Annotated in this window: 15 protein-coding genes; 5 read left to right on the top strand and 10 right to left on the bottom strand. The window is 38.1% G+C overall.

Features of this window, described 5'->3' with window-relative positions:
• Window position 1: 1 nt before the first annotated feature.
• The 7 genes from ASD98_RS13405 to pckA all read right to left on the bottom strand — a co-directional run bounded on the left by ASD98_RS13405 (window position 2) and on the right by pckA (window position 5746).
• Window positions 2-1258, bottom strand: a complete 1257-nt coding sequence (locus ASD98_RS13405) for an aminotransferase class I/II-fold pyridoxal phosphate-dependent enzyme (protein ID WP_056205524.1) — start codon at window positions 1256-1258, stop codon at window positions 2-4.
• Between the two features lie 191 nt (window positions 1259-1449).
• The gene (locus ASD98_RS13400; RefSeq protein WP_056205522.1) at window positions 1450-2046 is read right to left on the bottom strand and encodes a methyltransferase domain-containing protein; all 597 of its coding nucleotides are present in this window, start codon (window positions 2044-2046) and stop codon (window positions 1450-1452) included.
• Window positions 2043-2414: a glycine cleavage system protein H gene (locus ASD98_RS13395; protein WP_056205520.1), complete on the bottom strand. Its 372-nt coding sequence runs from the start codon at window positions 2412-2414 to the stop codon at window positions 2043-2045. Before ASD98_RS13395 ends, ASD98_RS13400 begins: the two co-directional genes overlap by 4 nt.
• A gap of 11 nt (window positions 2415-2425) precedes the next feature.
• The gene (gene gcvT / locus ASD98_RS13390) at window positions 2426-3514 is read right to left on the bottom strand and encodes a glycine cleavage system aminomethyltransferase GcvT (RefSeq protein ID WP_056206481.1); all 1089 of its coding nucleotides are present in this window, start codon (window positions 3512-3514) and stop codon (window positions 2426-2428) included.
• Window positions 3515-3536: 22 nt separating this feature from the next.
• A complete protein-coding gene (gene gcvH / locus ASD98_RS13385; protein ID WP_056205518.1) occupies window positions 3537-3917 on the bottom strand; it encodes a glycine cleavage system protein GcvH in 381 nt (126 codons plus the stop codon).
• A 3-nt stretch (window positions 3918-3920) separates the two neighbouring features.
• Complete coding sequence (locus ASD98_RS24585; RefSeq protein ID WP_073411039.1) at window positions 3921-4136, bottom strand: GDCCVxC domain-containing (seleno)protein; 216 nt, start codon at window positions 4134-4136, stop codon at window positions 3921-3923.
• A gap of 11 nt (window positions 4137-4147) precedes the next feature.
• On the bottom strand, window positions 4148-5746 hold the full coding sequence (gene pckA, locus ASD98_RS13380; RefSeq protein ID WP_056206479.1) for a phosphoenolpyruvate carboxykinase (ATP): 1599 nt from the start codon (window positions 5744-5746) through the stop codon (window positions 4148-4150).
• 75 nt (window positions 5747-5821) lie between these two features.
• Here pckA and ASD98_RS13375 point away from each other — a divergent pair, with 75 nt between their 5' ends.
• From ASD98_RS13375 to ASD98_RS13360, 3 genes are all read left to right on the top strand, one after another.
• Window positions 5822-6577 carry a Crp/Fnr family transcriptional regulator gene (locus ASD98_RS13375; RefSeq protein ID WP_242412111.1) on the top strand — a complete coding sequence of 252 codons (756 nt, stop codon included), beginning with the start codon at window positions 5822-5824 and terminating at the stop codon, window positions 6575-6577.
• A 196-nt stretch (window positions 6578-6773) separates the two neighbouring features.
• Window positions 6774-7502 (top strand): YoaK family protein, encoded by a 729-nt coding sequence (locus ASD98_RS13370; RefSeq protein WP_056205516.1) that lies wholly within the window; start codon window positions 6774-6776, stop codon window positions 7500-7502.
• Window positions 7503-7920: 418 nt separating this feature from the next.
• Entirely contained in the window at window positions 7921-8586 is a 666-nt protein-coding gene (locus tag ASD98_RS13360; RefSeq protein WP_056205512.1) for an IS6 family transposase, read from the top strand.
• Between the two features lie 52 nt (window positions 8587-8638).
• Here the strand turns inward: ASD98_RS13360 and ASD98_RS13355 are convergent, their stop codons facing one another.
• From ASD98_RS13355 to ASD98_RS13340, 3 genes are all read right to left on the bottom strand, one after another.
• Window positions 8639-9229 (bottom strand): NAD(P)H-dependent oxidoreductase, encoded by a 591-nt coding sequence (locus ASD98_RS13355; RefSeq protein WP_056205510.1) that lies wholly within the window; start codon window positions 9227-9229, stop codon window positions 8639-8641.
• A gap of 404 nt (window positions 9230-9633) precedes the next feature.
• On the bottom strand, window positions 9634-10191 hold the full coding sequence (locus tag ASD98_RS13345; RefSeq protein ID WP_056205507.1) for a Crp/Fnr family transcriptional regulator: 558 nt from the start codon (window positions 10189-10191) through the stop codon (window positions 9634-9636).
• 99 nt (window positions 10192-10290) lie between these two features.
• Window positions 10291-10506, bottom strand: a complete 216-nt coding sequence (locus ASD98_RS13340) for a hypothetical protein (RefSeq protein ID WP_056205504.1) — start codon at window positions 10504-10506, stop codon at window positions 10291-10293.
• Between the two features lie 716 nt (window positions 10507-11222).
• Between ASD98_RS13340 and ASD98_RS13330 the strand changes: the two genes are divergently transcribed.
• Window positions 11223-12137 (top strand): AraC family transcriptional regulator, encoded by a 915-nt coding sequence (locus ASD98_RS13330; protein ID WP_056205500.1) that lies wholly within the window; start codon window positions 11223-11225, stop codon window positions 12135-12137.
• Between the two features lie 215 nt (window positions 12138-12352).
• Window positions 12353-13306: a hypothetical protein gene (locus tag ASD98_RS13325; protein ID WP_056205498.1), complete on the top strand. Its 954-nt coding sequence runs from the start codon at window positions 12353-12355 to the stop codon at window positions 13304-13306.
• The last annotated feature ends 345 nt before the right edge of the window (window positions 13307-13651 follow it).

Raw genomic sequence — 13651 nt, 5'->3', positions numbered from 1 at the left:
TTTAAACTGTCGCCTCTTCTTGTTCTTCTTCTTCTTCTTTTTTGTACTGTCCCGAATTCAGACTAGACCTGATTTCTTTAAACACAGTTATGGTTCTTTGAACATCTTCCAAGGTGTGCACTGCAGTGGGGATCAATCGCAGTATAATCATTCCCTTTGGTACAACAGGATATACTACTACTGAACAGAAAACCTGGTGGTTTTCGCGCAGGTCACTGACCAAAGCGGTTGCTTCACCCAGGGTACCATTGAGATAAACAGGAGTGACAGGAGAATCGGTATTGCCGATATCAAAACCTGTATCGGTAAGGCCATTTTGCAGGCTGTGGGTAATCTCCCAAAGCTTTTCCCTGAGTTCGGGTCTGGTGCGCATTAATTCCAATCGTTTTAAAGCTCCAAAAACCATTGGCATTGGCAATGCTTTTGCAAATATTTGTGAGCGCATATTATATTTTAGAAATAATATTGCCTTTTTAGTACTGGCAACAAAAGCGCCAATTCCTGCAAAAGATTTTGCGAATGTTCCAAAATAAAAATCAATACCATCTTGAATCCCTTGTTCTTCACCGGTTCCTGCACCGGTTTTGCCCATACAGCCAATCCCGTGAGCATCATCAACCAGGAGTGAAAAATTATATTTCTCTTTAAGGGCTACAATTTCTTTTAATTTACCCTGATCACCGCGCATACCAAAAACACCTTCTGTTATGACCAGAATTGCGCCTTTAGTTTCTTCCACTATTTTTTTAGCGCGCAGCAGCTGCTTTTCACAATCTTCAATATCATTGTGCTTGAAAACAAAACGTTTGCCCAGATGCAGTCGCATTCCATCAATAATACAGGCATGTGATTCTGCATCATAAACGATAACGTCTTTTCGATCTGCCAGGCTGTCAATGATAGATACCATTCCCTGATAGCCATAGTTTAATAAAAAAGCATCTTCTTTTTGAACATAGTCTGCTATTTTCTGCTCAAACTCTTCGTGCAGTTTAGTATTCCCGCTCATCATGCGGGCCCCCATTGGATAGGCAAGGCCATATAATCTGGTGCCTTCATTATCGGCTTCCCTGACTTCAGGATGATTGGCTAATCCCAAATAGTTGTTCAGGCTCCATACCAATTTTTTCTCACCATTAAAAAGCATTGTATTGCTAATCTCACCTTCTAATCTTGGGTAAGCATAATATCCATGTGCATAATGAGCATGATCGCCTAATGGGCCAAGACGAGTGCTTATTTTATCCATTATATTCATATATTTTTTAGATTGAATTGTTGTATTTTTATTTTAAAAAAATCTTGTTATCTTGCAACTTCTTATGTTTTTTAGTAACCTAAAGGATAATAGCTTTGTTATAGAATAAAATATTTTGTTAAGGAATTTAGATTTTGAAAGCAACATTATTGCTTTGCTTTTTACTGTCAGCGGGTTTATTTGGTTATTGGTTAAGATATCTTCTGCCAAAAAACCAATACACCACCACAAGCCGCATATTCCAGTTTAAAACTATCAGGGATTTCTTCCCAATTGCTCCAATAGGTAGCTAATCGCGTGCCGATTGGTGTTTTCTCAAGCTGTTCTTTTACATATTTAGAGTAGGAATAAAATAATTCTCTCTCTGGAAGTATTGTTTTATCAATTACGCACGAAGAATCAATATTTTCATAAAAAGAATTATAAAAATAGAAGGCCTCATAGTCAGAGAAATTAATTTTATTGATATTGGAATGAATAAATTCTACATTCGTTACATCGTACTTGTCAGCAATTTTTTTTGATAACTTAATAAGCGATTCCCTTTGCTCGACACCATAAAATATACCTTTAGTAGAGGCTGCCCCTACCAGGCAAAATTTACCCACCCCGGAACCGATATCTAATACTTTTTTGTGAGGCTTATCAACTAAAAACTCAGCTGCAAATTTGGCTACTGCAACAGGAGTCCAATGGCGGGCTGCGAGTCTTTTTATCTTGGTGGGATATAGCTCATTGAAGTCATTATCCTCAACGGTTATATTTAATTTAAGGAATTTAAATATCATGGAATAAGTGCTGTATATTCTTCATTGGTTAATAATCCATAAGTGCTGGTAACTGTTGCAACCCTTAATAACCAATGATTGTATGGATCTCGATTGATACTTGAAGGGTTGGTATCTAAAATGATGTTCGTGGCCATAACCTTGCAATCAAAAGGGGCAAGGAGAGAAAAAGTTTGATTAAGGCCATAGATATTTCCCCAAAGTATTTCTTTTTTAATGTGCTGGCCGTTTAATTCCAGTTCAATTAAACTGATTTCACCTATTTCTTTCTGGGCAAAATCAGTGATACCTACAAAATAATCATATAATCCAATCTGTCTTAACCACAAGTGATTTTTAGTATAATATAGTGCTCTGGGAATAAACATATCTCGAAGATTTAGATTTGAACAAAAGGAGTCTGAACAACAGTTGCCTTAATAGGTTTGTTTCTGATATTGATAAAAAATTCACTTCCAGGATTTGATTTTTCAAGAGGAACGTATCCCATTCCTATGGCCTTTTTTAAAGTAGGTGACATAGTACCCGAGGTAACAATACCTATAATTTGCTGGTTTTCATCCCAGATTTCGTAATCATGACGGGGAATACCTTTATCAATCATTTCAAATCCAACTAATTTCCTTGTTACCCCATTCTCTTTTTGAATTTTGAGAAGATCACTCTGAACAAATTTTTTAGTAAATTTTGTAATCCAGCCCAAACCGGCTTCTAATGGCGAAGTCGTGTCATTGATATCGCTGCCATACAAGCAGTAACCCATTTCCAATCGAAGTGTGTCTCTGGCCGCTAGACCAATAGGCTCAATGTTAAACTCTTTTCCTGCTTCGAAAATAGCATCCCATAATAGCTTTGCATACTTGTTCTGTACATATATTTCAAATCCGCCAGCCCCGGTATATCCCGTTGCAGATATGATGGTATTTGGAATACCTGCAAATTCCCCTATTTCAAAAGTGTAATATTTCATATCGGTCAAATTGATGCTTGTCAATTTCTGCAGGGATTTTGCAGCCATTGGCCCCTGAACAGCCAATAATGAAATTGTGTCGGAAATATTGGTTAAGGTAACATTTAAATAATCCAGAGCTATAGCACTTATCCAATCCCAGTCTTTTTGGATATTAGAAGCATTTACCACCAGTAAATAATCATCTTTACTGATCATATAAATCAGTAAATCATCAACAATCCCCCCTGTATGGTTTGGCATACAGCTGTATTGTACCTTTCCCGGGAAAAGCGTTGAGGCATCGTTTGAGCATATCTTCTGAATGAGTGCCAAGGCATCTTTCCCCTGTACCAGAATCTCTCCCATATGGGAAACATCAAAAATACCTACAGCATTTCTAACAGTTTCATGTTCATGGTTTACACCTGCGTATTGGACTGGCATTTCATAACCGGCAAATGGGGTCATTTTCCCGCCAAGGTCATGATGAACTGCATTTAGTGCTGTTTTTTTGATATTTGCGTCTTGAGTTTCCATATCATAAACCTATTAATGATGCATATGCATCAGATTTCAAAAGTGCTTCAATCTCTGTATTGTTTTCAATTTTTATTTTAATCATCCAGCCCTCACCATAAGGGTCGGAATTGACCAATTCAGGATTTGTTTCTAATTTAGGATTCAATTCCAGAATTTCCCCTGTAAGCGGAAGGAAAAGGTCAGAGACTGTTTTTACGGCTTCTACTGTACCAAATACCTCATGCTGGCTTAATTTTTCTCCAAGGGTTTCGATTTCAACATATACAATATCCCCTAATTCATGCTGTGCAAAATCAGTAATTCCAATATAGGCTGTATCATTTTCGATTTTTACCCATTCGTGGTCTTGTGTGTATAAAAGGTTTTTAGGTATTTCCATTTTTTATTGTTTTTTAATTTCGTTTTGTTTTTCCGGACACGGCACATTGCCATACGCGCAATAGATGCAGCATTGCTCTGGCTGGGTTATTTCAAAAACTGCACTGCAGAACACACATCTGCTGCTTAATATTTTACCTTTGAGCGGTATCCTCTCTGTATATTTAGAGCCACATTCTGGACACTGCAGTATGGCTTTAGTGACGATGATACTATTCAATTTCAGCTTGTTTATAAATTATATTGAAGGATAATAGGTGCTCCGCTGCGAATTTCTTCATTGGCAAAATCTTCAAAAGTTTTAAAATTCGCTACAAACTGATCTGCAAGATGCTGTGCCATTGTATCATATGCTGTTTTATCATTCCAGGTATTTTTCGGATTTAAAATCTCAGGAGGAACACCGGGGCAGGAAACAGGCATTTGTAATCCAAATACAGCATGCTCTGCAAAATCTGTTTTCTCGAGTTTTTTTTCCAATACTGCGGTAATCATTGCCCTGGTGTAAGAAAGTTTTATACGCTCGCCAGTCCCATACGCTCCGCCAGACCAGCCAGTATTGATCAGCCAGACATTAACATTGTTTTCTTTTAATTTGCTTCCTAGTAATTCTGCATATTTTGCCGGATGAAGCGGTAAAAAGGGTTTGCCAAAGCATGCCGAAAAAGTGGTTTGGGGTTCGGTTATCCCAGCTTCAGTGCCAGCCACTTTTGCTGTATATCCTGAGATAAAATGATACATGGCCTGGCCAACGGTAAGCTTGGAAATAGGAGGTAAAACCCCAAAGGCATCACAGGTCAGGAAAAAAATATTTTTTGGGATACCACCAATGGAAGGATTTACGGCGTTATCAATAAAATCAATTGGATAAGCGGCTCTGGTATTTTCAGTTACTGATACATTATCATAGTCAACAATATCGGTTGCTTCTAAGAATCTTACGTTTTCAAGAAGTGTTCCAAATCGTACTGCAGAAAAGATTTGAGGTTCTTTTTCCTGACTAAGGTTCACGCATTTAGCATAACACCCACCTTCAAAATTAAATACATTTTCATGATCCCAGCCATGCTCATCATCACCAATTAAGCCACGGGACGGATCAGCTGAGAGTGTAGTTTTTCCCGTTCCTGACAAACCAAAAAATACGGCGGTATCTCCTTGCTTGCCAATATTGGCAGAACAGTGCATGGAAAGTACCTTTTTTTGGTGAGGAAGTATATAATTTAGGACTGTAAAAATTCCCTTTTTTATTTCTCCTGTATAAGCACTGCCCCCGATAAGGATTATTTTTTTAGTAAAGTTAATTATTGTAAAATTATGCTGACGTGTTTTATCGATTATAGGATCAGCTTTAAATTCAGGTGCAGCAAGTATTAACCATTCATGCTCAAAACTTTCCAGTTCTTTTTCGGATGGTCTTAAAAAAAGATTATGGGCAAATAAGCTCTGCCATGGGGTTTGAGTAATTACTCTGGCTTTTAATTGATATTCTTTCTTTGCACAGGCATATACATCCTTTACATATAGCTCTTCACTGGAAAGAAAATCTGTGACACGATTGTAGAGATTATCAAAATCTTCGGGAGCGAAAGGATGGTTTATATCTCCCCACCAAACAGAATCTGCTGTTTTTTCATCTTTTACAATATATTTATCTTTAGGGGAACGCCCTGTAAATTCACCTGTGTCGCAGGCTAATGCACCTGAACTGGTTAAAACTCCCTGCTGTCTGTTTACCGTTTGCGTGACTAATATAAGTTCAGATAAATTCCAGTGGATTTTTTTAGAGGCATTGATACCAATACTCTTGAGTTGTTCTATATGTTTCATAATTCTCATTGATATAAAATTTTATTTTAAATTGTACAAAAGTAGAGAGATTTGAAATCGATTTAGTTGATTAAAATGGTACATAAACTTGATTTAAATCAAGTTTTAAAAAGACATGAGAAAAATATCGTAACTTTGGAATTAGCTATGATTTCAAAATTTATCTTCAATAATCAGTATATTTTAAACGAGTTACCTCAGTGTGATAAGGATCTGCTTGAAAGGGTAATGCAAAGTAAAAAATATGTTAAAAACCAGACTGTATTCACCGAAGGGACATTGCCTACAGGTATTTTTTATATTCAAAGCGGTAAAGTCAAAAAATATAAGGTTGATAATGATGGAAGGGAACAAATCATTTATATCTACAATTCTGGAGAGTTTTTTGGATATACCGCTATACTAAGTGAGGAAGCATATGGCGATACCGCCGTGGTTATTGAAAACTCGGTTATTTCATTTATTGCAAAAGACGACTTTTTTAATGTTCTCAATAATTCGGTAGTATTTTCACGCTTACTTTTAAAATGTCTAAGTCATGAGTTTAGTGTAGTGGCAAACTTGATGGCTGTCTTATCACAGCGTACTGTAAGAGAGCGTGTAGCCCTTAGTTTGTTAATCTTGCACGATAAATATAAAACAAGTGATGACCAAAGAGATATTTTCATTACGCTTTCCAGGGGAGATTTGGCCAAGATGGTAGGTACTGTAAATGAAACTCTGGCAAGGGTGCTTCATGATTTTAAGAATGAAAATCTTATTTGGATGGAGGGACGTAAAATTCAACTAATAAATTTTCAGCAATTAATCCATATAGCCAATTTTTATTGATAAAAATACTTTAAAAATTAGATGATCTGACTTGCAAAAAAGTCAAATTTTATTTGAAGTCCCGGTATGACTTTGTTTGCTAGAAAAACAGTTAAAAGATCAAAAGAAAGGGTACATAATTCATAAAAGAAAGATATTAAGAATATAATGCTTTGGTAGTTAAAGATTATACAAACTTAAAAAAGGATTATTTAGCATGTTCAAACACCAGGGAAAAAAAAGAAACTTAAAACATAATCTAAAAATTGCTTCACTTTTATCGTTTGTTGCTGGGATGGTAAATGTAGCAGGTTTTTTAGCCGTTGCCAGGCTAACGACAAACGTAACGGGGCATTTTGCTTTTTTTGTAGATGAAGTTTTTAAACTTAACTTTAAACAGGGGTTTGTTTATTTTTTATACATTTTTTTCTTTTTTCTTGGGTCTTTTTTTTCAAGTTTGCTGGTAGAATTTCTTTTGCGTAAAAGCGAAAAATATGTTTACGTAATTCCAACAGCTATTGAGAGTCTTATTCTTTTATTAATGGGGCTCTTCGGAGAAAAATTAATGGTAGAAACCCCGGATTTTATAGCCTATTGTCTGCTTTTTGCTATGGGGCTGCAAAATTCGCTGGTAACAAGAATTTCAAATGCTACGGTGAGAACTACCCATCTTACGGGGCTTTTTACGGATCTTGGAATTGAATTGTCACAGTTGTTTTTTTATCGGGAATCCATTTTTAGAAAGAAACTATTTGTTTCGATAAAACTACGAGCCACTATTATTGGCTTTTTTTTTACCGGAGGTATTGTCGGGGGCATTTTTTACGCCAATATCGGATTGCACGTTCTCTTTATAGGAGTTGGGGTTTTGCTATTGGGTTTAATCTATGACACTGTAAAGTTTAGGATGGTGATGCTCCGCAGAAAATACAGGCGGGCTATATAAATAGTGGCCCCTGATGATTGTTTTATGGACAAGAGGTGGGTAGTGGCAATTTACAACAACCATAGGGATCCCTTTGACTTTTGAATATTCTCAAGGTATTACTCAAGGGGACATCGCTATTGCTTTTCTATTATCGCATAACCTTTATACTTGGATCTATTGGTTCTGTCGCATCTGGGAATAACTTTTATCTTCAGAATTTTAAACCCATCGAAAAATGAATACCAAAGGTCATTGTTATCCAAAGTCTATTATGCTGCAGGCAGTATATTTTAAGCTTAGGTTTACTTTAAGTTATCGGGATGTTGAAGAAATAATGAAGATTAGGGGAGTAATTGTGGATCATGCTACGATCGGAGGCTGGGTTCTGTCGCATCTAGCTACGTTTTAACTTTGCCTTTTTTAAATTGTTAAACTCATGAATACGAAAGGTCATTGCTATCCGAAATCTATTATACTGCAGGCCGTATATTTTAAACTTAGGTTTACATTAAGCTACCGGGATGTTGAAGAGATCATGAAAATGCGAGGAGTTCATGTTGATCATGCTACTATTCAGCGCTGGGTTTTTAAGTTTACACCTTTCATTGAGTCAGAGATGAAGAAGAGAAAAGGTAAAGTAGGTACAAGTTGGAGATTGGATGAAACCTATATCAAAGTAAAAGGTATTTGGTGTTATTTATATAGAGCAGTAGATAAACTAGGCAATACAGTAGACTTTCTTTTGACCAGAAGAAGACAAAGAATGAGTGCTCAGTCTTTTCTAATTAAAGCAATTAGTAATAACTGCATACCAAGAGTAATAAACATTGATAAAAGCGGTTCTAATACGGCAGCGATCAAAGTCTATAACAAGCGTTCGTTCTCAAAGATTAAAATTCGGCAGTGTAAATATCTCAACAATATTGTAGAACAGGACCATCGATTTATAAAATGGAGGATACAAAACGGGTTAGGCTTTAAAAGCTTTGAATCAGCAAGACGAACATTGAGTGGAATTGAAGTTGTGCATATGCTGAGAAAGAATCAGATGATTGGACATGGGACAACTATGTTTAAATCATTCTGTAAATTAGCAGGCTAACTTTTAAATTACTTAAATTCTTATATTTGATTCTGAGAGATGCGACAGAACCCTATCTAAAATCAGTAAATCTTTTCTCTAAATCATATAACCATTTTACTCTCTTTTTTTGAGTAACTGATTTTACCATGTTATGGCTGATCCAGTTTAAATTCTTATATCCCATAGTTTTGAAAACACTCCTAAGCATTGCTTTTCTAATCAAATTCCCGATTAGAAGCCAGTACATGATCTTGGGTTTATTCATTGTGGTGATAATAGTTACGCCTTTTAAATTTTTCAATAGCGGTATCAGCCCAAAACCTCTGGGATGATGATCATAAACTATACCGGGCGAGAGAACCCTGTCGATAAATCCTTTGGTCATGGCAGGCATCAGATCCCACCAAATCGGAAAAATGAAAATCAACTGATCTGCGTTTTTTAAACGATTGCTGTAATCTATAACCTGAGGATCAATTGGAGTATGATCCACAAAGGCTTTCAGGTCTTCTTTAGACATTACCGGATTGAAATTATCATTATCCAGATGGATAAGGTCTACATGATGCTTCCCTTTTTGAAGTCCAGTGTTAACTGCTTCTAAAATGGCACTACAGTAACTTTTTTCATAGGGATGATTGAACACAATAACTACTTTCATTTTTTTGAATTGTTTACTATTTACAATGCAAAGATGCGGGAGTAAGAGGTATTGGGACGATAACAATTGTTAAGAAATACAGACAAGGTAAAATCTTGTTAGAATGAATTAAAGCTGGATTACTCCAGTTCAATACAATCAAAATGACAGGACCTCAGAAGACTGATTACTTTTTTGCAAATGTTATTTTTACTTTCAATACGCAGAATTTTATCACAATCTTCAAGGTCAAAATTCCACTTTATGTCCTGGAAGTTTAGATCAAGAACAGGCTTTAATTTTTTGATTTGTGTTTTGTTTTTGACTGATGTTTTAAATACGTGTATCATAGCCTTGCAATTTCCCTGTATGGTGATTCAGCCACAAAGTTGGCAAAACACTCTGCAAACTATCGATAACAATTGTTAAGAAAGATCTTTTGATCGCCTGTTGCGGATCCTGCTAAGGGAGACAGAAGTGATGCCCAAATAGGAAGCTATGTAATGCTGTGGGATGCGTTGTATGATTTCGGGATGCTCTGCCAGCAGCTGCTCATAACGCTGTTGAGGGGTATTTTTTAGATAAGAAAAGAAAACCTGCTGGTTTTTTAGAAGCCTTGAGTATAAGTGCTCGATTATATTATCTTTTAGTTCTGGTGAATTCAGCAGCGTATCCTGAAAATCTTTCTGCGTGATGGTTTGGATAACACAGGGCTCAATGCTTTCAATAGTGTACAGGCTAGGTTTGCCGGTCATAAAGCTTTCAATGGATGACACGCCGCCGCCCTCAAAAAAGAACTGTGTTGTTATGTCTTTACCGTTATTGTTTATCCAGGTTCTCAAACACCCTTTTTCAATGAAAAACATGGTTTTGGAAATGCTGCCTTCTTCCAGCAGGATTGTCCTGGCAGGAACATCTATTGGAGTAAAAAGTGGTTTGAAAATACTCCATCTATCGGGGATGGTTTGTGTTTTTTTTGACATGAATACATTCTTTATTTAACCCAAAAGGATTATTTATACTATTGTTTGCTTACTGCCCGAAGTGGCGGTCAGAGGCACATTTTTAGTATGCCGTAACTATTAGTCTATTTTGTCTTTATGATATCCCTTGAGCCACTGTTCCATTTTCTGGAGCAGCTGGATTTCTTTCGGGTCGCCTGTTGGGTCTAAAAGCCCTGTGATGGTGCGGCTGTAATTGAATTTTTTGTCCTCAAAGCGGCAGGTAAATTTTGGCAGTTCATTATGGGAAACCAGCCAGATCTCTTGATCAATTTTTTTTATATCAAACTTTTTCATATTTCATGCCCTTCAAACCAGCGGCGGCTTTATATCTACTGTGAAAAAGCAAAATTAGTGGTTTTATTTTTATGGCTGTCCGTTTTCGTGTTAAGTCATCTGGGTTTGAAGTGCTATAGGTCTTTATGATGCTGTTTTTTTAGGAGCTTTTTCCCGCTATCCGCTCCACCCGAGCGCCAGCGAACTGGCAAAGCAATCTTTTGTGCCGAACCCCCGGCACAAAAGGATTTCCTCTGCACACGAGCGAAGCTATCGGGGCTAGGGAAGTATCGCAAAATGTTCCGGTATTACAGCTGGTTTGGGACTACATGAAGCTCTGTTTTCGGAATTGCCCAAAATCATTCCACATACAAAACCAGCTTCCCTGCATTATCATCATTTTGGCTAACAAATTCCTCATTTACACTTCATGCTGCAAATCTCAGTTAATGACATTTGCAGTATAAAATTTTAAGAAATGAAAAATACGTTAACATACAAAACAGCATTTTTATCCTGGCTGGCTATTTATCCGGTAATGAACATCGTGTCTTATTTTTTGATGATGTATTGATGCAGGTCCCATTACTCTTCCGTACACTAATACTCTCAGCAATCCTGGTTCCCCTGATGACCTATGTTATAATGCCAATTTATACCGGTTTATTTAAAAAATGGCTGGAGAAACAATAGATTCACTGTACCTGTTATTAATTATTTTTATTTAAATTTAAGCGATGAAAAAGCAAGAAACTACCCACCGCAAAATTGACTCCCTCCATGACTTCCACAGGGCTCTTGGGCTTCCAAGGCCATTACACCCGATGATAAGCATGATCAATCTTGATGATGTAAATGTATTGTCGGACGCGCTGCCTGAAATGATGGTGCTCAATTACTATAAAATTGCCTACAAAACCAATATCGCATCCCAGGTTCGGTATGGTCAGAATCATTATGACTTCAGTGAGGGCGGCTTGATTTTTACGGCCCCAAACCAGTTGTTTGAAAGTCCGGATGAAACTAAAAAATCCGGATATGTGCTGCTGGTCCATCCTGATTTTTTATTAACCTACCCTTTGGCAAAAAAGATAAAGGACTATGGCTATTTTTCCTATTCGGCCAATGAGGCATTACATTTATCGGACAGGGAAAAAACTACCATCCTTTCTATTTTCGGCATTATTCTCGAGGAACTGGAAAGCCGTATTGACGATTTCAGCCAGGATGTAATTATTTCACAGCTCGAATTATTGCTCAATTACTGTAACCGTTTCTACAAACGCCAGTTCATTACAAGAAAAGCTGTAAACAATAGTTTGCTCGAAAAACTCGAAGCCATACTGGAGGATTACTTTAACAATCAAAGGACAGCTACTGAGGGTATCCCGACAGTTCATTATATTGCAGGGCTTTTACACTTGTCACCGAGCTATCTCAGCGATATGCTGCGCTTGCTAACAGGCCAGAATGCCCAGCAGCACATACATACTAAAATGATTCAAAAGGCCAAGGAGTTATTGTCTGGGACAGATCTAACGATTTCAGAAATTGCCTATCAGCTGGGTTTTGAGCATCCGCAATCTTTTAGCAAACTCTTTAAGACCAAGACCAAACTGTCGCCTGTCGATTTCAGGCATTCATTCAATTAGTGGCAAGACAGTAGTTGGTACTGCCAGCGTTATAAAAGAGAAACTAAATTCCAAGTTGGAATTTAGTTTCTCTTTTGCTTTTATAGCAATTTGAATTCAGCTTGAATTGTCTAAATATCCATTCTCGTTTTGACTACGCAAGTCCTCAATTTGGCTACGTGCGGCAGCGGTTATCTATCAACCTTTGTGTATTGTTAAACTAAAACATTTACACGATGAAAAATCAAGATCAAATTTCAGTTATCGGACTCAGCTCCAATCCCGTTATCACGTACAGCCCAATTGTAATGCCTGTTTCTGGCAGGCCGGCAGATATGCACCTAAAAGTATCGGCACCTGTCAGCGGGAACAATCTTCCTATCGTAATCCTGTCACATGGGCATGGCGCCTCGACTTATCTTTCCTCATTAAGGGGACTAGCACCCCTGACCGAGTTCTTCTCTTCCAAAGGCTTCATTGTAATTCAGCCAACCCACCCTGATGCCAAGCTCTTAGGTCTTGACACTACAGGCCCTGAAGGAGGTTTGTTTTTGAAATCAAGGGCCAAAGACATCCATTTTATCCTGGACAACCTGGACCATATCCTGGCCAGAGTTCCGGGCCTGGAGCACCGCGCCGACAAATCGCAGGTATCGGCTATTGGCCATTCCCTTGGCGCGCTTACTGTGGGAATGCTTGCAGGCGCGGAAGTTACCGATACTCTGGGTGAAACAATAAGTTTGGCCGAAACAAGGCTCAAAGCCCTTGTAATGATAGGGGCACCCGGAGGACCAGAAGGCCTTAATGGTGATTTTGCCCTAACCCATTATCCGGTCTTAAAAGGGATCAACTACACATCTATGTCGCTGCCCACACTTGTAATCAATGGCGACAGGGACATTAACCTGAATTTTTCAAACGTTGAGAACTGGCGCGCCGATCCCTACTATCAAAGTCCGGTACAGTCAAGCCTGCTTACCGTATTTGGCGCCGAACATATCTACGGGGGCATTTCGGGATGGGATGTGGCGGAAACCACAGATGAAAGCCCGCAGCTTGTCGCCTTTCTCTGTGAATCTATTCTGGCATACATCCGCTCGGCAATGGATCCGAGTGATAAGAGCTGGGCAGAATTGCAAAAGGATCTTCAGAACGATCCTGATGCAAAAGCGCGCATCGACAACAAATAATACTGGAATCCATACGCTGGATTGTTTATGAATCAAAGGTACTGCCAGCAATAGGGCAGTACCTTTTTTATTTTTCTTCACGATCAATGCATTAAAATTTTTGCTGGGAAGGTTTGGCATAGCCCGGTGCCCCATCCGTTTCATCCCGTGTGCTTTCATCTTCCTGAAGCTCTCATTGCCAAGCTGCCCAATTTCGAATTCCTTCTTTACCGGATTATCCTTTTCGGGTTCAATGGTTTCAAAGGGATCATTTTGAGCCTCATCGCTCTTTTGGGTATCCATATCGGTTTCAGACCCCTCCGAAGGGTCATTCTCTATAAGGTCCTTTTCTATGTACTTCCCGGT

This window comes from Flavobacterium sp. Root186, assembly GCF_001428525.1.
Taxonomy (GTDB): Bacteria; Bacteroidota; Bacteroidia; order Flavobacteriales; family Flavobacteriaceae; genus Flavobacterium.
The sequence above is the reverse complement of the archived record's forward strand: the minus strand, read 5'-3'. Positions and strand labels throughout refer to the sequence as shown.